The following is a 19,447-nucleotide window of genomic DNA, read 5'->3' on the forward strand; positions in this document are numbered from 1 at the left end:
TAGCTTGCTCTGCGGAACCCTTCGGCTAGAGGAGACAACGCATCATGATCTACGCCTCCACCAAACTCCACGAAAGCACCGGCGACTCCGGTGCCAAGGTCTTCGTCGACTCGTCCGGCAAACGACGGCGGCTGGTGGCGATCTCCGGGATCTGTGCCGCGGTGGGGGCGGTGATCTACATCAGCGTGGTGGTGGCCGGCCTGGTCCAGTCGCCGGAGATCGAGCTGACCACCCGGGGCACGGTGGCCACCAGTTCGTCGGGAGGCCCCAGCTGATGGCCGTCTACGACACCAAGAAGACCAGGCCCGCTCCGGTACGCCGGATCAAGGTCCCGCAGCCACGATGGATCGTCTTCGCCGTCCTGATATCCCTCTTCGCCAGCATCCTGCTGGTGAACGGTCTCGTTCAGGGCGAGTTCACCCAGGACGGGGCGATCGAGTCGACGTCGCAGACCTCGAACGTGCCGGACGAGGCCCTGACCGGCGGGCCGATCATCCAGACCGACGGCACCACCACGACCACGGTCAGCGCCGGCAGCAAACAGATCGTGCTGACCTTCGACGACGGGCCCGATCCGGAGTACACCCCGGAGATCCTCGCAGTGCTCGCCGAGTACGACGTACCGGCCACGTTCTTCATGATCGGCTCGGAGATCAGCAAATACCCCGACCTGGTCCAGCAGGTGGTGGCCGAGGGACATGAGATCGGCATCCACACCTTCACCCATCCCGAACTGTCCAGCAAGAACGACTGGCGGCGCACGGTCGAGATGCGGGAGACCCAGCTCGCGCTGGCCGGCGCGGCCGGGGTGACCAGCGTGATCTTCCGGCCGCCGTACTCGTCGACGGTCGCCGCCCTGGACGACACCAACTGGAGTGTCATCGCCGAGATGGGCGAGGCCGGTTACCTGACCGTGGTCAACGACCTGGACAGCCGTGACTGGGAGGCCGGTGTCACCAACGCCGACATCGTCGAGGCGGTCACCCCGGACGACGGTGAGGGTGCGATCCTGCTCTTCCACGACGGCGGCGGCGACCGGTCGGACACCGCGGAAGCCCTGGCCACCGTCATCCCGGCACTGCTGGCCGAGGGGTACACGTTCACCACGGTCGCGGCCTTGAGCGGCATGGAGACGGTCAACCCGGCGGCCACCACCGACGAGCGGCTGCTCGGGCTCAGCCTGGTCGGCGCGGTGCAGATCGCCAAGAACACCACGACCTGGTTCGCCCTGCTCCTGATCGGCTTCGGGGTGCTGACCGTGGCCCGGCTGCTGCTGATGCTGGTCCTCGGACGGCGGCACGCCCGGCGCAGCCGCCGCCCCGGCGTGTGGGGCGAGCCCTACACGCAGCCGGTGACCGTGGTGGTGCCCGCCTACAACGAGAAGGAGTGCATCGCCGACACGGTCCGATCGCTGGCCGCCAGCACCCATCCGGTCCGGATCATCGTGGTCGACGACGGTTCCACCGACGGCACCGCGGAGATCGCCGAGTCACTCGGGTTCGCCGACGTGACGGTGATCTGGCAACCGAACAGCGGGAAACCGGCAGCCCTGAACACCGGGATCGCGGCGGCCGACACCGACGTGGTGGTGATGATGGACGGTGACACGGTCTTCGAGCCGGACACCGTACGCCTGCTGGTCCAGCCGTTCGCCGACAGCCGCATCGGCGCGGTGGCCGGCAACGCCAAGGTCGCCAACCGCAAGGGTCTGATCGCCCTCTGGCAGCACATCGAGTACGTGGTCGGGTTCAGCATCGACCGGCGCGCCTACGACGTGATGCAGTGCATGGCGACCGTGCCGGGGGCGATCGGCGCCTTCCGCCGGGAGGCGTTGCGGCAGGTGGACGGGCTCAGCGACGACACTCTCGCCGAGGACACCGACCTGACCATCGCGATCATCCGGGCCGGCTGGCGGGTCGTCTACGAGGAGCAGGCGCGGGCCTGGACCGAGGCGCCGACCACCGTGCGGCAGTTGTGGAAACAACGCTACCGGTGGAGTTACGGCACCATGCAGGCGATGTGGAAGCACCGGCGGGCGCTGACCGACAAGGGTGCCAGCGGTAGGTTCGGCCGGCGCGGGCTGCTCAACCTGCTGCTCTTCCAGACACTCATGCCGCTGCTGTCACCACTGATCGACGTGTTCCTGGTCTACGGGCTGTTCTTCCTCGACCCGTTGCAGACAGCGCTGGCGTGGCTGGCGATGCTGGCGGTCCAGATGATCAGCACGGTTTACGCGTTCCGGTTGGACTCCGAGTCGTTGCGCCCGGTCTGGCTGGTGCCGTTGCAGCAGTTCGTCTATCGCCAGCTGATGTACCTCGTACTCATCCAATCGGTCCTGGCCGCCATCGGCGGCATCCGGCTCGGCTGGCAGAAGCTGAACCGGGCCGGTGGATTGAGTGCCCTGCTGGTCAGCGCACCTCGGCGAGGGGGCGCAGGTACGACGGATCGTTGAGGACGTGATCGATCTGGGTGGCGAACGCCTCCGCCCGGGTCGCCACGGTCGCCTGGCGTGCCTGGATCGCGTCGACGTTGCTCTGGTCGACGACGATCCCGGGCACGTACAGCCAGCCGGCCGGCAGGACCTTGCCGGTCTTGGCGTGGTCGGCCTGCAGACGGCCGGCGACGGCGCCCTTCACGTAGTGCTCGGGCGAGACCAGCAGCAGATCGCCGGCTTTCACCGCGGCCAGGGCCTTCGAGTCGATGTCGAAGGCGGCGGCGAGCCAGGTGGCCCCGGTGTTCCGGCGGATCTCGGCGAGGTTCCAGCCGTCCGCGTCGCCGGTGCCGATGAACGCCAGCGCCGAGGAGTTGACCTTCACCAGGGTGCTCCAGGCGTCCTGGTTCGCCTCGACCTCCTGCTTCGTGTCGAACGGGCCGAGCACGGAGACCCCGGGCAGCCGCTCGGTGAACTCGTCCCGGATGCCCTTGGCCCGGTGGTCGAGGACCGGCACACCCGGGCCGGACGTCCCCAGCACGATCTTGCCGCTGGCGTCCGCCGGGAGCTTCCCGATCACCTCCCGGGCGAGCAGCCGGCCCAGCTCGTAACTGTCGTTACCGATGAACAGGTCGACGTCGGCGGTGGCCAGCGGCTGGCTGTCCACCGCGATGATCGGCACACCGCCGGCGACGGCCTCGGCCATCGGCTCGGCGAGCAGGTCCGGGGAGAGCGTGAACACCGAGAGGCCGTCCGGGGTGGCCTTCAGCATGTCCCGGAACAGGGCGACCTGGCGCGGGCCGTCGACGATGTTCGGCCCGTCCACCTGAAAGCCGACCCCGCCGACCGTGTTCACTCCGGCGATGAACCCGAGGCCCATCTCCTTGGAGTAGTTGAGCTGCTTGTTCGCCACCACGAAGCCGACCTTGGGCTTCACCGGAGGGCCCTGCTGCTCCTCGGTGCACGCGAACGAGCCGAGCAGCAGGAGCACCGACAGAACCGACATGTACCTAGACCTCATGACGGATTCAGTATGTGTGATCTCCTTCATCCCGGCGGCCGTTCGACCGATCGGGACAATGGGCCGTGTCGTACGGCCGCGTATCTGACGTCCCGGGGAGGCGCCGGCGTGTTGGTGAAGGTGGTCCGCAGCAAGGCTGTGGCGCGGGCAGCGGTGATCGGGCTCGCGCTCGGCGTCTTCGCCCTGGCCGCGCTCGCCGCGATCAGCATCACCACCAACGCGTCGACCACCAGTCACATCCGGCACAACTCGCAGATCAGTGACCGCTGGTCCCAGATCGACCTGCACATCAGCGTCGAGGCCGAGGCACTCAACGACTACATGGTGGCCAAGAAGTTCGGCAAGGATCTGCTGGACAGTGCCATGCACTCGGCCGTCGCCGACCTGGCCTGGCAGGCCCGTCACGGCGACCCCGAGGACGTCGGCAACGTCGTCCTGGTGACCGACTCGTACAACGCGTTCACCCAGTCCCTGACCGAACTGCGGCGCACCGGCACCGACCGGGAGCGCACCCAGAGCCTGGCCGACCAGGCCACCCTCAGCGCGTCGTTCGTGCGCAAGTCGGCGAACGCCAACGTCACCCGGCACCGGCTGGCGATGGACCAGTACCTGGCCGAGGCCGACCAGTTCAACCAGAAACTCAGCCTCGCCGCGATCATGGTCTGTGGCGCCGACTTCCTGCTGCTCGTGCTCTGCGCCGGGGTCCTGCTCACCCACCAGCGCCGGATCGAGGGGCAGGCGGTGGAGAGCCGGTACCGGGCGCTGCACGACGAGTTGACCGGGCTGGCCAACCGGGCGCTGCTCGCCGACGAGATCGAGAAGACGCTGCGGGTGGCCGAACGCGACGGCGAGGCGGTCGGCCTGCTGCTGCTCGACCTCAACAAGTTCAAAGAGGTGAACGACACCCTCGGGCATCACGCCGGTGACCTGCTGCTCCAGGAGGTCGGCACCCGGCTCACCAGCGCGGTCCGCAACAGCGACACGGTGGCCCGGCTCGGCGGCGACGAGTTCGCCGTGCTGATGCCGCAGATCCTGTCCCCCGAACACTGTTCGGAGATCGCCCGCCGGCTGCTCGACTCCCTGGAGGGCCCGGCCGACCTGGACGGCGTCACCGTCGACATCAGCGGCAGCGTCGGCGCGGCCGTCTTTCCGCTGCACAGCGCGACCGGGACCGAACTGCTGCAGCACGCCGACATCGCGATGTACACGGCCAAACGCAACCGGCTCGGGATCGCCGTCTACGACCCGGAGGCGGACCGGCACAACTCTCGGGAACTGGGTCTGATCGGCGAACTGCGCCGGGCCATCGACGAGGACGAACTGGTGCTGTTCTACCAGCCGAAGGTGTCCACCCGGACCGGCCGGGTGGTCGGCACCGAGGCGCTGATCCGCTGGGAACACCCGTCCCGTGGCCTGCTCATGCCCGGCGACTTCATCCCGCAGGCCGAGGAGAACGAGATCATCGTCCCGCTCACCGACCGGGTGCTGGCGATGGCCCTGGAGCAGCACCGGCTCTGGCACGACGCCGGGACGGTCCTGTCGGTCGCGGTGAACGTGCCGACGGTCTGCCTGCTCGACGAGGCGTTCGCCGACCGGGTCGGTGCGGCCCTCGACGTGGCCGGCGTGACACCCGGACTGCTCACCCTGGAGATCACCGAGACTTCGATCATCAGCGATCCGGTACGCGCGTCAGCGGTCCTGACCCGGTTGCGCGAGATGGGGGTCCGGCTGTCGGTGGACGACTTCGGTACCGGGTACTCGTCGATGTCGTACCTGCAGAACATGCCGCTGCACGAGCTGAAGATCGACCGCAGTTTCGTCGCCACGGTCGCCGACTCGCGCGGTGGCGCCGCGATCGTCCGGGCCGTGCTCGAACTGGCCCGGGCCCTCGACCTGGAGGTGGTGGCCGAGGGAGTCGAGGACGAGGCCACTCTCGTGCTGCTCGGGAGCATGGAATGCGCCTACGCGCAGGGCTACCACATCAGTCGGCCGGTCCGGCCCGCCGACCTGATCACGTGGCTGGCGTCATGGCGTACCCAGAAGGATTTTCAGCCGGTCCTGTGATTCGCTACAACCGATCCCTGCCGATCGCCGTCGGGTGTTCAGAGACAGCGACAGGGAGCGGGGCCAATGCCGGACGGATCCGACAAAAAGTACCTGGAGTACGTGCACGGGCGCGCCACCGAACTACGCCGCACCGCCTACCTGCTCTGCGGCGACACCCACCAGGCCGACGACTTCGTGCAGGAGACCCTGACGAAGTTGTACGCCCGGTGGCCGCGGATCGGGCGGGTCGACAACGTCGACGCGTACGTGCACACCATGCTGGTCCGGGTCTTCCTCGACGACCGGCGGCGCGGCTGGTGGAAGGTCCGGTTGCTGACCGGCCAGGACGAACCGCCGCCCGTCACCGGTAACCCGGAGGACCGGCCGGCGGTCCGGGCCGCGCTGGCGAGACTGCCGGCCCGGCAGCAGGCGGTGCTGGTGCTGCGCTACCTGTGCGACAAGCCGGTCCGTGAGGTGGCCGAACTGCTGAAGTGTTCCGAGGGCACGGTGAAGAGCCAGACCTCGCACGGCCTCACCCGGCTGCGGACCCTGCTCGGCCCGGACCACCGCGAACCCGCGGTCGCCGTCTCCCGGGAGCGATCATGAGAGGTGAGGACGAGATGAACGATGACGGTGCGGTCCGGATGCTGCAGCCGTTGCGGGAGGAGCCGGCCGGCCCACCGCGGTTCGACGTGGCGCGGGCGATGGCGGAGGGTCGCCGGCGCCGGGGACTGCGGCGCTGGACCGGAGGGCTGGCGCTGATCGCGCTGACCTCGGTGACGGCCGGCGGCGGCACCCTCGCCATCGCCGCGATGCAGCCGGAGACCCCGGCCCGGAAACCGGCCACGGTCACCTCGGTGGCGCCGAGCACGCAGGCGGCGGCCGCCCCCGCGGCCGCGCCGCCGCCGAAGAGCTGCCAGGTGGCGCTGCTGCCGACCGGCGGGGTGCGCAAGTCCGTGGTCACCGCTGGTGACCCGAGTGGGCGCTATCAGGCCGGGCGGCTCTACGACGCGGCCGAGAATCTGATCGTCTGGAAGAACGGGAAGATCGACGCCAGGCTCCGGATTCCCGGGGCGGACGCCAGTATCGACGACCTCAACCAGTCCGGAGTGGGAGTCGGATCGTCCTACCTCGGCGAATCGCAGCAGGCGTTCGTCTACCGCGACGGCACGTACTCCGAACTGGACGGTTCGCAGACCTCGGCGCTGGCGATCAACGAGGCCGGCGTGATCGTCGGCGCCCTCGGCCCCTTCAACGGCGAGGTTCCGGTCCGGTGGACGTCGGCCTCCGCCAAGGTGGAACGGCTGCCACTCCCGTCCGGCTACCCGGTCGGCATCGCCAAGTTGATCGCCGATGACGGCACGGTGGTCGGCTCCGTCGGCCGCGGACGGCTCACGCTGACCGCCTACCTCTGGCTACCGGACGGGACCGGAAAACTGATGCCGTTACCCACGGTCGGTGGGAAGAAGGCGGACTACTTCGAACCGACCTCGATCGCCGGCGACTGGATCCTCGGCGCGGCGATCATCGAGACCGACGACTCCGAGGGGAGACCCAGCCGCGCCCTCACACCCATCAAGTTCCGGATCTCCGACGGTACCTACCACCCGGTGCCGGCCACCGACGGGATCGGATTCGGTCAGCTGGCCGACAACGGCTGGATCCTGGCACTCAACAACGAGTCGTACAAGCCGGTCATCCTGTCCGGTTCGAAGGTCGTGAAACTGCCCGAGTACCAGCGGTTCAAGGAATACCAGGTCACCAGCTTCAGCGCGGACGGGAAGACGGTCGGCGGCTACAGCACCGACATGGGCCCCGAGGAGGTCGACAACCGGCCGTTCCTCTGGACCTGTAAATAGAGCCGCGCGGGGCCCCCGGGGGCCCCGCGCGTAGCCGCGGAAGCGGGTCGACCGGAGAGTTCAGGCGGTGGCGGTGCGCAGAGCGAAGAAGATGCCGACGCAGTGCGCGGCGAAACCAGCGACGGTCAGGGCGTGGAACACCTCGTGGAAACCGAACCAGCGAGGGTCGGGATTCGGCCGCCTGAAGCCGTAGACCACCGCACCGAGAGTGTAGAGAGCGCCGCCGATCAGCAGGAACGTGACGACCGGCGCGCCGCCGGAACGCCAGAATCCGGGCAGGTAGAGCACGGCGACCCACCCCAGGGCCATGTAGACCGGCACATACAGCCATCGCGGAGCGCCGACCCACATGACCCGGAAGGCGACCCCGGCCAGCGCACCGCACCACACGATCCACAGCAGGGTCCGAGCTTGCCCCGGCGGCAACGCGAGCACGCAGAACGGCGTGTAGCTGCCCGCGATGATCAGGAAGATGTTGGCGTGGTCGAACCGCCGCAACACACCCTCAGCAAGCCCTACCCAGTCACCACGGTGATACAGCGCGCTGACACCGAACAGGAGCGCGGCCGACAGCGTGAACAGCACCAGAGCCAGCCGGGAACCGGCATCCGGGGACAGCACCGTCAACAGCGCCCCCACCGTCACCGCGAAGGGAAAAGCGCCGGTGTGCAGCCACCCCCGCAGCCGGGGCTTGACCTCGGCGCCGACCCGATCCTCCGGCCGATTCAGCCGGACCTCTTCTCCGCTCGTTTCGCCCGGCACGTGGGCCACGACTCGGGCGACGGCGTCGCTCAACGCCGGCTCCGCATCCGCGTCGAGGTCCCGGCGACATGGACGTTCACGGGCCGCTGATCCGGCACCACTGCGACCATGACGGTGCAACCGGATGTCGAATATCTGGTCATGAGGCCTACCCACTAGAGCGCAGTCACACACGCCAGGGTCCGAGGCGGCGGCCGATTACGGGCCGCATCGATGACAGTACGCGCAGATCGGCTCCACCGCTCGGCGCTTCGGTCGCTGCATGACGAGGGCCCCGGCGCTTCAAGCGCCGGGGCCCAGGGTTTACGGGTTGAATACACCATCTACCGACAGAATCGTCGGTTTGCCTTTTCCGCGCCAACCGCTGTCAGCGGATTGCGGCGCGAGGATCGCTTAAGCGTGACCGGAGACCACCTCACGTTCGATGGAGACTGCGGTGTCCACCCCAGAACCAGAAAACACGTCCCGACGGCGGGCGATCCAACGGTGTTCGGCCCTCCCTTTCCTCTGCTTCCATGACCTGCAGTGCTAGCCGGCGACGGAGCCCCACGCAAACTTCACGGCCCCGCACACGTGCGGCAGATCCCGCTGCACCAGACAGAGCCCCGAACCTGCATCAGCCCTGCCTGCAACCGCCCTGACCTGGAAAAACGTCAGGGTCTTGTGTTACACCTACCTCGATCACTTACGGTCTGCGCCTTCAACGATCTTCGTTCCGTACAAGAGAAACACTAACCAGACCTCGCAAGAATGTCTAGTCCTGTCAGCATAGATTTTCTCGGCGCCTGACTCGGGACTCAGCAGCCGAGCCGGCTGGGGGTGGGGTCGGCAGTCACTACCGATCTCGCCGTCGGGCGGGCGACGGCCGGTCGGGCAGGGGGCCGTGCCGGCGCCGATCAGCTGTCCCCGTTACCGCATCGGGACGGCGCGGGCGGAACGGTAGCCGTCACGGTGGGCCCAGGCGGCGAACAGGCTCCAGCGCGGGTCAGGAGTGCGAGGTGGCAGTGCTCGACAGCCTCGCCGGTGCGGTAGGCGGTGAGACAAGGCCCTCGATCGCCGTCGATCTCGAACCGCTGTGACCTGCCCGCATCGGGGTGATCTCAGGAGATCGCGACGTCGTCGAACCAGACCGTGCCGGTGTTGTCGCCGGACTTCAGGTGCAGCTGGACGCTGGTGGCACCGGCCGGGGCGACCGCCTCGACGACCAGCTTGGTCCAGCCGGAGTTGCCGGCCGGGAGCCGGTTCGACAGGTTCTGGCTGATCCACTTACCGTTGACGTCGAACCAGCTCAGCGCGATCTCGGTGGTGCCGGTGGCGTTGATCCCCCGGGCGAACGCCTCGGCCCGCCACCGGAAACCGGCCTGCACTGGAGTGATCGGCGAGATGATCAGGGACGGCAGACCGGCCGCGGTACGGGTGGTGCCACTGAACCGGGCCGACCGCGCGCCGGTGCGGGCCATCTCGGGAGCGATCACGGCCGTACCCGCCGTGCTGTTGCCCTGCCGCCAGGCCGACTCCGTCGGCGACAGCTCGAAACCCAGGTTGAGCAGGCTGTTCGGCACCGTGCCGGTGGTCCACACGGTACGGACCACGGTGGCCGCGAACTTCGGGGTGCCGTCGGCGCGGTACAAGCCGAACTTGTACTGGGCGGGCATCGCCGACACCGACGAGTTGGCGGGGATCGCCCCGTTCGCGAAGTCGTTGAGCGTCCACGGCGACACCGACCCGACCCCGGCCTCGGTCGCGGCCCGGAACACCCGGGCCAGGTAGGCGCCCTGTTCCCCTTCGCTGACGACGGCGCTGCTGACACCGGTCTCGCCGATCACCACCGGGTCCGGGGCGACCGCTGCCTGCGCCTTGCGGATCTCGGCGAGCGCCCGCTCCGACGAGCCGTAGAAGTGGTAGTCGTAGTAGTCCAGCGAGGTGCCGGCCAGCGACGACTTGAGCCGCTGCAGACCGGCTGCCCCGACGCTGCCGTCGACCGAGAGGGTCAGCGGCATGGTCGGCAGCGCGGTCCGCATCGCGGGGATCAGCTGCCGGACCCAGGTCACCGCGGCCGTGTCACCGGGCTGGATCTCGTTCTTCAGCTCGACGGCGATCACTCGCGGGTCGTTCGCGTACGGCGCCAGAATCGTCTTGGCCCAGGTGACACTGTTGGTGACCTCGCCGTAGGCGGACCACCAGTCGAAGAGCGTCACCTTCACGGTCAGGCCGTGCGAGTCGGCGATGCTGATGAACTTGCGCAGCTTCGCGGTGTTCTCGGCCTTCGGCGCCGGCCAGCCGAACGCCTGCGGGAAGACGATCACCCGGACGTTGTCGGCGCCCAGCCCGGCGACCTTCGCCAGGTCCGCGTCGACGCGGGCGGCGTCGAACCCGGTCCACATCGCCGACCAGCCGGCGTCCGACGGGTAGTAGTTCATCGACTTCGCGGTCTTCGCCTCGGCGAGCCGGCTCGCCAGCGTCGGGGAAACGTCCATGACCGCAGTCTTAGCCGAGGACGCCGACGAGGCCGGCGTTGCGGGCAGACCGAGAGTCACCAGGACGGCGGAGGCCACGAGACCGGTACGGACACGCAAGCTGTTCATCGGGGCCTTTCGGAGGTCGCCTGGCTGAGCGCCCCTCTCGATCGGCGGTGGCGTCGTCCACTACAGCTTCCGGCTGAATGCGGTGTGGTTGCAATCCGGGTAGGTCAGCTCGGCCTCCACCCCGTAGTGATCGGAAAGGTAGGAGGTGCCCCCGCCGGGTAGCCGTACCTCATCCTGAAAGACCAGGTCAGCGCGGCACTGCACGGCCGCCGGCCGGACCAGGACGTGATCGAAGGCGGGCGGCGACGGCCAGCCCGGCGTCGGCCGATAGGTCGGCCGGGTGTCACCGGCCAGAACGTCCCGCAGCCCGGTCGCCGCGAGGAGACCGGCGAGCCCCGCCGACTCCCGCGGCACGTTCAGGTCGCCCACCACCACGACCGGCGTGCCGATCCCCGCGATCCGTTCCGCCAGCACCGCGAACTCGGTCCGCTGAGCGGCCGAATACCGGTTCCCCGGCGACCAGTCGTCGTCCCGGTTCGCCGACAGATGCGTATTGACCACGGTGAACACCCGGTCGATGGTGACGATCTGCGCCCCTTTGCGCATCAGGTACTCCGGCCGGGCCGGTGCGGTCAACGGAAACCGCCGAAACTCACTCCCCGTGATGGGCAGCCGAGAGAGCACCACAAGCCCGCCCCGGAGTACGACGGACCCGCTGCACGCCCGATACCGGTAGCTGGGCGCCACTGTCTCCAGAAGCCGCACGTTCCGCCGGTACATCACCTCCTGCAGACACACGACGTCATAGTCGGACCGCTCCAGCCGCTCCCCCAGAGCCCGAAGCCGCTCCCGGACGTCCCCCTTGAAAAGCGCATTGAACGTCAACAACCGCATGCCCAGGATCATCTACCAGCCCATGGGACCCAGGCGACGTCGCGCGCCTCGTTCGCCTGACGGCTGGCGGAAAGCGCGGTCCGCTGGACGCCGGGGCAGGACGATTCGGGCATGGGGCATGCGGTGGTGGTCGGGGGCAGTGTCGGTGGGCTGTTGGCGGCTCGGGCTCTGAGTGATCGGTTCGAGCGGGTCACCGTGCTCGACCGGGATCGGTTCCCGGAGGTCGCTGCGGCTCGGCGTGGGGTTCCGCAGAGTCGGCAGGCTCATGTGCTGCTGGCCAAGGGTGCGGCTGCGCTCGGGGAGATGTTTCCGGGGTTCGCGGCGGAGATGGTGACCTCGGGGGTGCCGGTGGGGGACGCGCACGCCGACTGCCGGTGGTACCTCGACGGGTATGCGATGCGGCAAGCCCCGTCGTCGATGCAGTGCTACGGGGTGAGCCGGCCGCTGCTCGAACATCTGGTGCGGCGGCGGGTGCGGGCACTGCCCGATGTGGAGATCATCGACGGCGCCGAGGTCACCGGGCTGCTGCATGACGGGCCGGCACGCGGGAGCCGGGGGCGGGTGCTCGGGGTCCGGGTCCGGCAGGACGGGGCGGACCGGGAGATCGAGGCCGATCTGGTGGTGGACGCCGGTGGGCGGGGCACCCGGATGCCGGTCTGGCTGCGGGAACTCGGGTACGGGGAGGTGCCGTCGAGCACGGTCCGCACGGGGCTGGTCTACACGTCGCGGCATTACCGGTACGTGCCGGGCGGTGACGACTTCGCGGTGGTGATGGCGCCGTATCCGGGGATGCCGCGGGCCGCGGTCATCGTGCGGCAGGACGGTGACCGGGTGGTGCTGCTGCTGGCGGGCATGCTGGGTGCGGAGCCGCCGGTCGACGACGCGGGGGTGCGGGCGTACGCCGAGTCGATGCCGGGGCCGGAGATCCGGGACTTCCTGCGGACGGCCGAGCCGATCGACGAGCCGGTGCGGATGCGCTATCCGTCGAGCGTGCGCCATCACTACGAGCGGATGCCGCGACGGCCGGCCGGGTTCGTGGCGGTCGGTGACGCGCTGTGCAGTTTCAACCCGATCTATGGGCAGGGCATCACGGTCGCGGCGTTGGAGGCCCGGTTGCTGGCCGACGAGCCGGGACGCTACTTCGAGCGGGCGGCCCGGCTGCTCGCCAATCCGTGGTCCCTGGCGACCGGTAGTGACCTGCGGTTCCCCGAGGTCAAGGGGCAGCGCCGGATGGTCGACCGGCTGTTGCACGGTTACCTGGCCCGGTTCCGGGTGGCGGCGGCCCGGGACGCGGCTCTGGGTGCGGCGTTCCTGCGGGTCTCCAACATGCTCGCCGGCCCGGCGCATCTGCTGGCCCCGCACATCGCTCTGCGTGTTCTCCGTGGGGCGAGGCGGATCCCGGTGAGCCGCGGCGGAAACCCACCAGCCGAAGTGGATCTGAGCGGGTCCTCGCGGATCTGACATTTTCAAACAGGGATAGATCCCCGATTGACACGGATCACGAATGTTGCGAATGTGCGTCCACCACGTTTCGTGTGTGAACCTGTGATCACATCCTCCAGGAGGATCCGATGTCACTCTCGCTGAAAAGCGGAGCTCTGCTCGGCACCCTACTCTTGACTCTTGCGTCTGTGAACGTTCCCACATCGGCTTCAGCAGGGCCGAAGCCATCCACTGACACCTCGTGCGCCACCACCGGCTCGGTCGACTTCGGAGTGGACCTGGCCGGGTCCGGCTGGAAGTTCACCACCGGAGACGACCCCGCGTGGGCGGCACCGTCCTTCAGCGACACCGGCTGGCGGGACTGGACCGTTCCGGACAACTGGGGCGAACACCCCGATCTGTCGTCGTACGACGGCTTCGCCTGGTATCGGAAGACCTTCACGCTGCCGGTACGCCCGGCGGGAGTCACCGATTCCGCCGTCGTCGCGGCGCTCGGCAAGATCGACGACGCCGATCAGGCGTACCTCAACGGGCAGGAGATCGGGCGCACCGGCGGTTTCCCGCCGAACTTCGACTCCACCTGGGAGGTGCCGCGCGAGTACTACCCGGCGGACGGACTGCTCAACTGGGGTGGCACCAACGTCATCGCGGTCCGGGTCTACGACGGCACCGGTGGCGGTGGCTTCTATCAGGGGCCGGTCGGGTTGTATTCGAAGGCTCGGCTGCGCACCCTGGCGGGGATCAGCGGGACCGCTGTCACCCGTACCCAATTGGCTCATGTCTGTGCGGTCTTGAACCGGCAGCACAGCGCTGTCGCCAAGGGGGACGTGCGAGGCTACGCCGCGACCCTGGCCCCCGGCTACTTCCACCAGGGTTACACGGCTGAGCTACGGCTGGCCGAAGTCAAGACCTTGATCAAGAGCGGGAGCGTGGCTCTCACCGACTCGCAGGCCGAAGTGTTCAAGGACGCTCAGGGCCGCCTCGTAGTGGACACCCTCCGCACCTGGACCGGCCTGCCCACCACCCGCGAACTGCTCTACATCGACCCCCGCAAGCAGCTGGAACTCGGCGACCGATCCCGGTTCTTCCGCTCCGGCTACGCCTCGGCGGCGATGAACCGGCGGGCGCAGTTCAACGTCTACCTGCCGGAGAGCTACACCCGCACGACCGCGAAACGCTACCCGGTCGTCTACCTGCTGAACGGCTTCAACGGCAGCAACATCGAGTGGGAGGCACGGGACATCGACACCGTGCTCGACAAGCTGATCAGGGAGAACGGCCTGGCGGAGACGATCGTGGTCTTCCCGGACGGCGGCAGCGGCTGGTACGTCGACACCTCGGCCGGCAACTACCGCTCGATGATCGTCAACGAGATCGTGCCGCTGGTCGACAGGTCGTACCGGACCGTCGCCGACCGGGACCATCGCGGCATCAGCGGCGTGTCGATGGGCGGGCAGGGCGCGTTCACCCTCGGCCTGACGAACCCCACGGTGTTCAGTTCGATCGCCAGCCACATGGGCGCACTCAGCCTGGCACCGCTGGTCGGCACCCCGGCCGAGCAGGCCGCCAATGCTGGTCTGCGGCCGCTCACCCTGGTCGCGGGCATGTCGGCGGCCGACCTGAACCGGCACCGGTTCTACTTCGACGGCGGCGACTCCGACGAGTACCGGTTCGGTGCGGCGGCCCAGCAGATGAGCACCGCCCTCGCCGCGAAGGGTGTCCGGCACGACTACCAGCTCGGGGCCGGGCGGCATGACGACGCCTACTGGATGCCGAAGCTGGTCCGCTCGTTCCAGCTGCATTCCGAGCAGTTCAGGGCGCATCCGGTGAAGTAAGGATCCGCAAATCGTGGATCAGCTCGGAGAACGTCACCGGAGGCAGGTCGCCGAAGGTGACACCGCCGCCGCGGACCATTGTCAACTCCCGTACGGTCTGCGGCGGCGCCGAGTCCACGGTGTCCGAGGCGTGCCAGCCGGGGTCGGTCTGCAGCACCGCCCACGCGCCGCCGCCGAGCGGTTTCGCCATCTGGACGGCCGCGTCGTACCACCGGGTCCAGCCGTTGCGCTCCAGCCCGCGCAGCACCGGATAGCTGGTCTTCCGTCCGGCGAACGGGTCGAAGAACCCCGGCCCGAACCGGTGCACCGGTCGGTCCAGCTGCGCGAACGGCTGCAACAGTTCGTAGTCGGCGAACACTTGCCCCCAGACGCCGAGCGTGCCCGCGGGGAAGTTCAGCGGATGCAGGATCACGACGGCAGCCGTCGACGGCAGGGTCACCGGCTCGTCGTCGAGGTCGGCCAGGGTGCCGTCCTCGGCGACCCGGACCGTGCCGGTCAGGGTGTCACCGGCGAGGACACCCCAGATCAGGCGCTGGGCGAGATGGGTCATCCACGGATGGCCGGCGAACCGGTCCAGGAAGATCCCGGCCGGGATCCGGCGCTCGGTGCACATGGCCCGTTCCAGGCGTGCGACGTGCAGCGACGCCGACGCACGGGCCTCCTTGCGCAGTGCGGTGAGCCGCTTCTTGTCCGAGCCGCGGGGCAGGTCGGCGTGAACTTCTCCGGTCGCGTCGCGCAACACCGGCCGGAGCCGATGATCGAAGACGATGCGGAAGTCACCCTTGGCGGTCGGCAGGACGTCGCCGCCGTCCACCAGACCCAGCGCTGGTACGAGCCGGTCCGCCAGTTCGTCCGAGGTGAGACCGCCCAGGTCGGCGATCGCCTCGATGTGCTGCCGGGCCCGGCTCTTGAAGACCGGGAACCGGGACCGCTCGGCGAGCAGGCTCAACTCGATCAGGGCGGCGTCGGTGCCCCGGTGCCGCAACGTGTCGAGGGCGGTCTGGGCGCGGGCACTGGCGTTGCCGCCGGCCCACTGTTTGGCGTGCGCGGCGATCCGGCGGGCGCCCGCGTCGTCGCCGATCAGCCCGACGGCGTGCATGCACCAGGTGTCCGAGGCAGGTGTCCCGGCGGTGACCCAGCGGTCGAACAGCGCCGCCGCGAACAGTGCCCGGGACGCGGCGGTCCACCGGTCACGAGCGGCGAGCACTGCGGGGTGGACCTCGTCGGAGTCGCAACTCGCCAGGCGTACCAGCAAGTGGTTGATCTCCCCCGCGGTCGCCTCGCCGCCGCCCGGAGTGACAAGCGGGGGCAACGCATCGCCGGTCAGCCGGTGGCGCGATCCAGCCGATCATCGCGCCACCCTAACCAGGGTCAGCCGCCGTAGTAACGGGTCCTTCGGTTGTTGCGGTAGCCCGGGCGGCGACCGCCGGCTAGCTGCTTGGTGGCGAAGACCCCCACGGCCAGACCGCCGGCCAGCGCGGCCAGGATGAAGCCCATGTTCGCGCCGGACATCTCGCCGCTGCCGGTCTCCGAGGCGGACAGCACCTGCGCCGGGGCCTTGGTCGTCGCGGCGGCAGCGGGTGCGGCAGCGGCCGCGGCGGCGGCCAGGTCGGCGAAGTCGACGAGCCGGCTGCTCTCCAGCAGGGTCATGTGGGTCATGACGAACTGGTTCGCCTGCTGGGCGAGCTTGCGCACGGTGTCGTTCTGGGTGCTGGCCCGGATGTTCGCGATGGCCGGGAAGATCTTGCCGTGAGCGGCGCGGAGACGGTCGATGTAGATCTGGTCGAACTGCTCGCCCTGCGCCGACTCCATCTCGTCGAGCCAGCCTTGCTGGTCCTCGTTCGGCTCGTTCGGCAGGGTGATCTTCAATTTGGTGGCGGCGTTGCGGGCCAGCAGGTCCAGCTCGGTGTGCTGGTCGGCGATGCTGCGGCCGATCCGTTTGACCCGGTTGTTCTCGGACAGGTTCTGGGCCATCTCACCGGCCGGGATCTCCCACAGTCCGGCCAGCCGGACCTTGATGACGAAATCCTTGTCGGCGGCCGAGATCTTGCCCGCGCCCCGGTCGGACAGCAGATTCTCCGGAGGAACCGGGACATCCGCTGCCCAGGCCGACTTGCCCGGGACCAGTACGACCATGACCGCTGAGATCAAGGCGGCGCTGCTTAGACGGCGCCACAAGGACCTCGATCCGACAACAGCCACGTGAACCTCCAAGGAATCCCGTCGCCCCAGGGGAGCGCCGTCGGCACAGGTTGTACACAGGGATACGGAGCGCTCCCGGAAACGGATCACACAGTTGTCGACGGAATTGAATCGGCGATAGCCCAGTCCTGACTTATATAAGCCGCCGCGCTCAGCAGTTTCGGCAGGTGGTCGTCAAGCAGTGTCTCCACCGACGTCTCCGCCGCATGCACTGTTACATTGATGGCGGCCACTACCCGGCCTTCACCGTCACGGACTCCGGTGGCCACCGAACGCACGCCCGGCGCCAGATCCTGATCGGCCAGCGCCCACCCCTTGGCCCGGATCTCCCGCAGACCGGCCTCCAGCTCGGCTGGATCCGGCAGGTTACGCGCAGTGACGCCGGAGCGGGACGGCTCGGCCAGCACCCCGGCCACCTCGCCCGGCGGCAGGGCCGCCAGCAGGATCTTGCCCATCGAGGTCGCGGCGGCCGGGAAACGGGTGCCGATGGTCACCGAGAGCGTGACGATCTTGGGGACGGCCACCCGGGCCACGTAGACGATGTCGCTGCCGTCGAGCTGGGCCATCGACGTCGACTCGTTGGTCAGCGCGACCAGCTTCTCCATGTGCGGCCGGGCCAGGTCCCACATGTTCAGCGCGTTGACGTAGGCCATGCCCAGGTCGAGAACCCGTGGGGTGAGCGCGTAGCCCCGGCCGGCGCCGCGCACGTAACCGAGCGTCTCCAGGGTGATCAGGATCCGCCGCACCGTGGGCCGGGCCAGACCGGTCCGCCCGGCGATCTCGCTCAGCGTCATCGACGGTGTGCCCGGCTGGAAGGAACGCAGGACATCGAGGCCACGCGCGAGCGCCTCGATGAAGTCGGGCCCCGCGCCCCTTCCGGTGTCGGTCACCCGGCTAATGCTTCCATTGCGCGCTGCCCGCGTTCCACTCGGTGTACTGATACGGGTTGTCGAACAGTTCGGCCTCGGGGACATCCGGGTTCATCCCCCGCAACCAGGCTTCCTCCCCCATCGTCTCGCGCAGGTGATCGACGGTGGCCTGCACCTTCGCCCGCGCCGACACCAGATCGACATCGACCAGCTTGCCGTCCCTTTTGACCACCCGGCCGCCGACCAGCACCGTGTGCACGTCGCCGCGCTGGGCCTGGAAGGCCACGTGGCCGTACGGGTTGAGGATCGGGAACATCACCGGTGACGCGTCGTTCTTGAGCAGTACCACGTCCGCCTGCTTACCGACGGTGAGCGAGCCGATCTGGGAATCCATGCCGAGGCTGCGGGCCCCGCCGAGGGTGGCCCAGTCGACGACGTGCTCGGCGCGCAGGTGATGGTTGGTGATCGTCCGCTTCCCGGCGTGCGCCTCCAGGTGCTCGCGGGCCCGGTCGGCGCCGAGCGTGCTGCGCATAGCGGAGAAGAGGTCGCCGCTCCACCAGACGCTGGTGTCCATCGACAGCGACACCGGGACACCGTACTTGCGGAGCTGCCAGGTGGGCGGGTAGCCCTGGCCGGCGCTCTGCTCGCTCTCGGTGGAGATCGAGACCGAGCCGCCGGTGGCGGCGATCCGATGGTACGAGTCGGCACTGAGCGTGGCGGCGTGCACGTAGACGGTGCCCGGGGTCATGAAGCCGTTCTCGTACATCAACCGGATGCCCTCGTCATTGGTGGCACCCCACACCCCGGCATGCGTGGTGACCGGGGCACCGAGCTCACGGGCGGTCTCGAAGGCCGCCTTCTCGGGGAACGCCGGGTCACCGGTGACGTCGAAGGCGAGCTGGAACCCGGCCAGCCGCCCGCCGTCGATCCGCCGCCGGTGGAAGTCGCGGAACCCGGCGGAGGTGGACCACTCCCACGGGCCCTGCTGGATGTTGCCGTAGGCGAGGACGAACCGGCCGGGCACCGCTTCCAGGGCGTCCACCGCGGCGTCGGCGTGCTGCGGGGTCTGCAGGCCGTGTGACCAGTCGACGGTCGTGGTGACGCCGGAGTCGATGGCCTCGATCGCGGACAGCAGGTTGCCTGCGTAGACGTCCTCGGGGCGGAAGTGCTTGCCGGATTCCAGGTAGTACCAGACGAAGTACTGGCTGAGGGTCCAGTCGGCTCCGTAGCCGCGCATGGCGGTCTGCCACATGTGCCGGTGCGTGTCGATCATGCCGGGCATCACGATGCCGCCGGAGGCGTCGATCTCCTCGGCGCCGTCCGGGGCCGTCAGCCCATGGCCGATCGCGGCGATGTGGCCGTCGACCACCAGGACGTCGGCTCCGGGCAGCACCCGGTGCTCGTCGTCCATGGTGAGCACCAGGCCGTTTCGGAAGATCACACTCATCGTCACCTTCTTTCGGACGGCTGTCCGCTGTACGGGCAGCGCGATCTTCTTAGAGTGCTCCAGGTCACCTTGAGCGTCAAGGATGCGTTTCTTTCTTGTAACGCGGATGTTGA

At 68.8% G+C, this 19,447-nt stretch carries 15 protein-coding genes; 7 read left to right on the forward strand and 8 right to left on the reverse strand.

Annotated elements, in window-relative coordinates; genetic code table 11:
* Window positions 1–44 precede the first annotated feature (44 nt).
* Together BLU81_RS26245 and BLU81_RS26250 are read left to right on the forward strand one after the other, a co-directional pair.
* Complete coding sequence (locus BLU81_RS26245) at window positions 45–275, forward strand: hypothetical protein (protein ID WP_092547116.1); 231 nt, start codon at window positions 45–47, stop codon at window positions 273–275.
* Window positions 275–2,452, forward strand: coding sequence for a bifunctional polysaccharide deacetylase/glycosyltransferase family 2 protein (locus BLU81_RS26250; protein WP_092547117.1), 2,178 nt, complete (start codon window positions 275–277; stop codon window positions 2,450–2,452). The genes BLU81_RS26245 and BLU81_RS26250 overlap by 1 nt, the downstream gene beginning before the upstream one ends.
* On the opposite strand, the gene BLU81_RS26255 is transcribed toward BLU81_RS26250, so the two are convergent.
* Window positions 2,409–3,437 carry a sugar ABC transporter substrate-binding protein gene (locus BLU81_RS26255; RefSeq protein WP_157751787.1) on the reverse strand — a complete coding sequence of 343 codons (1,029 nt, stop codon included), beginning with the start codon at window positions 3,435–3,437 and terminating at the stop codon, window positions 2,409–2,411. The two genes, BLU81_RS26250 and BLU81_RS26255, sit on opposite strands and share 44 nt — an antisense overlap.
* A gap of 123 nt (window positions 3,438–3,560) precedes the next feature.
* On the opposite strand from BLU81_RS26255, the gene BLU81_RS26260 reads away from it, so the two are divergent.
* From BLU81_RS26260 to BLU81_RS26270, 3 genes are all read left to right on the forward strand, one after another.
* Window positions 3,561–5,516 carry a putative bifunctional diguanylate cyclase/phosphodiesterase gene (locus BLU81_RS26260; protein WP_172890622.1) on the forward strand — a complete coding sequence of 652 codons (1,956 nt, stop codon included), beginning with the start codon at window positions 3,561–3,563 and terminating at the stop codon, window positions 5,514–5,516.
* Between the two features lie 66 nt (window positions 5,517–5,582).
* Window positions 5,583–6,104, forward strand: coding sequence for a SigE family RNA polymerase sigma factor (locus tag BLU81_RS26265; protein ID WP_092547120.1), 522 nt, complete (start codon window positions 5,583–5,585; stop codon window positions 6,102–6,104).
* On the forward strand, window positions 6,101–7,357 hold the full coding sequence (locus tag BLU81_RS26270; protein ID WP_092547121.1) for a hypothetical protein: 1,257 nt from the start codon (window positions 6,101–6,103) through the stop codon (window positions 7,355–7,357). The genes BLU81_RS26265 and BLU81_RS26270 overlap by 4 nt, the downstream gene beginning before the upstream one ends.
* 60 nt (window positions 7,358–7,417) lie before the next feature.
* Here the strand turns inward: BLU81_RS26270 and trhA are convergent, their stop codons facing one another.
* The 3 genes from trhA to BLU81_RS26285 all read right to left on the reverse strand — a co-directional run bounded on the left by trhA (window position 7,418) and on the right by BLU81_RS26285 (window position 11,538).
* On the reverse strand, window positions 7,418–8,152 hold the full coding sequence (trhA, locus tag BLU81_RS26275; protein WP_197685985.1) for a PAQR family membrane homeostasis protein TrhA: 735 nt from the start codon (window positions 8,150–8,152) through the stop codon (window positions 7,418–7,420).
* 1,067 nt (window positions 8,153–9,219) lie between these two features.
* Window positions 9,220–10,596: a glycoside hydrolase 5 family protein gene (locus BLU81_RS26280; protein ID WP_307833809.1), complete on the reverse strand. Its 1,377-nt coding sequence runs from the start codon at window positions 10,594–10,596 to the stop codon at window positions 9,220–9,222.
* Window positions 10,597–10,764: 168 nt separating this feature from the next.
* Complete coding sequence (locus BLU81_RS26285) at window positions 10,765–11,538, reverse strand: endonuclease/exonuclease/phosphatase family protein (RefSeq protein ID WP_157751788.1); 774 nt, start codon at window positions 11,536–11,538, stop codon at window positions 10,765–10,767.
* Between the two features lie 111 nt (window positions 11,539–11,649).
* Here BLU81_RS26285 and BLU81_RS26290 point away from each other — a divergent pair, with 111 nt between their 5' ends.
* Both BLU81_RS26290 and BLU81_RS26295 read left to right on the forward strand, forming a co-directional pair.
* Window positions 11,650–12,999, forward strand: a complete 1,350-nt coding sequence (locus BLU81_RS26290; RefSeq protein ID WP_092547124.1) for an NAD(P)/FAD-dependent oxidoreductase — start codon at window positions 11,650–11,652, stop codon at window positions 12,997–12,999.
* Between the two features lie 170 nt (window positions 13,000–13,169).
* Entirely contained in the window at window positions 13,170–14,816 is a 1,647-nt protein-coding gene (locus BLU81_RS26295) for an alpha/beta hydrolase-fold protein (RefSeq protein WP_172890623.1), read from the forward strand.
* Here BLU81_RS26295 and BLU81_RS26300 read toward each other — a convergent pair.
* From BLU81_RS26300 to BLU81_RS26315, 4 genes are all read right to left on the reverse strand, one after another.
* The gene (locus BLU81_RS26300; protein WP_092547126.1) at window positions 14,794–16,128 is read right to left on the reverse strand and encodes a DUF4132 domain-containing protein; all 1,335 of its coding nucleotides are present in this window, start codon (window positions 16,126–16,128) and stop codon (window positions 14,794–14,796) included. The genes BLU81_RS26295 and BLU81_RS26300 overlap by 23 nt on opposite strands.
* A 59-nt stretch (window positions 16,129–16,187) precedes the next feature.
* A complete protein-coding gene (locus BLU81_RS26305) occupies window positions 16,188–16,967 on the reverse strand; it encodes a DUF4142 domain-containing protein (RefSeq protein WP_231953515.1) in 780 nt (259 codons plus the stop codon).
* Between the two features lie 137 nt (window positions 16,968–17,104).
* Window positions 17,105–17,908 carry an IclR family transcriptional regulator domain-containing protein gene (locus BLU81_RS26310; RefSeq protein WP_197685986.1) on the reverse strand — a complete coding sequence of 268 codons (804 nt, stop codon included), beginning with the start codon at window positions 17,906–17,908 and terminating at the stop codon, window positions 17,105–17,107.
* Window positions 17,909–17,912: 4 nt separating this feature from the next.
* On the reverse strand, window positions 17,913–19,334 hold the full coding sequence (locus BLU81_RS26315; RefSeq protein ID WP_172890624.1) for an amidohydrolase family protein: 1,422 nt from the start codon (window positions 19,332–19,334) through the stop codon (window positions 17,913–17,915).
* Window positions 19,335–19,447: the final 113 nt, after the last annotated feature.

The organism is Actinoplanes derwentensis, from assembly GCF_900104725.1.
Classification (GTDB): Bacteria; Actinomycetota; Actinomycetes; order Mycobacteriales; family Micromonosporaceae; genus Actinoplanes; species Actinoplanes derwentensis.

Excerpts from the sequence above, each read along its gene's own strand:
- BLU81_RS26245 (WP_092547116.1), top strand. The coding sequence starts at position 45 with ATGATCTACGCCTCCACCAAACTCCACGAAAGCACCGGCGACTCCGGT.
- BLU81_RS26250 (WP_092547117.1), top strand. The coding sequence starts at position 275 with ATGGCCGTCTACGACACCAAGAAGACCAGGCCCGCTCCGGTACGCCGG.
- BLU81_RS26255 (WP_157751787.1), bottom strand. The coding sequence starts at position 3,437 with ATGTCGGTTCTGTCGGTGCTCCTGCTGCTCGGCTCGTTCGCGTGCACC.
- BLU81_RS26265 (WP_092547120.1), top strand. The coding sequence starts at position 5,583 with ATGCCGGACGGATCCGACAAAAAGTACCTGGAGTACGTGCACGGGCGC.
- BLU81_RS26270 (WP_092547121.1), top strand. The coding sequence starts at position 6,101 with ATGAGAGGTGAGGACGAGATGAACGATGACGGTGCGGTCCGGATGCTG.
- BLU81_RS26280 (WP_307833809.1), bottom strand. The coding sequence starts at position 10,596 with ATGGACGTTTCCCCGACGCTGGCGAGCCGGCTCGCCGAGGCGAAGACC.
- BLU81_RS26285 (WP_157751788.1), bottom strand. The coding sequence starts at position 11,538 with ATGCGGTTGTTGACGTTCAATGCGCTTTTCAAGGGGGACGTCCGGGAG.
- BLU81_RS26290 (WP_092547124.1), top strand. The coding sequence starts at position 11,650 with ATGGGGCATGCGGTGGTGGTCGGGGGCAGTGTCGGTGGGCTGTTGGCG.
- BLU81_RS26315 (WP_172890624.1), bottom strand. The coding sequence starts at position 19,334 with ATGAGTGTGATCTTCCGAAACGGCCTGGTGCTCACCATGGACGACGAG.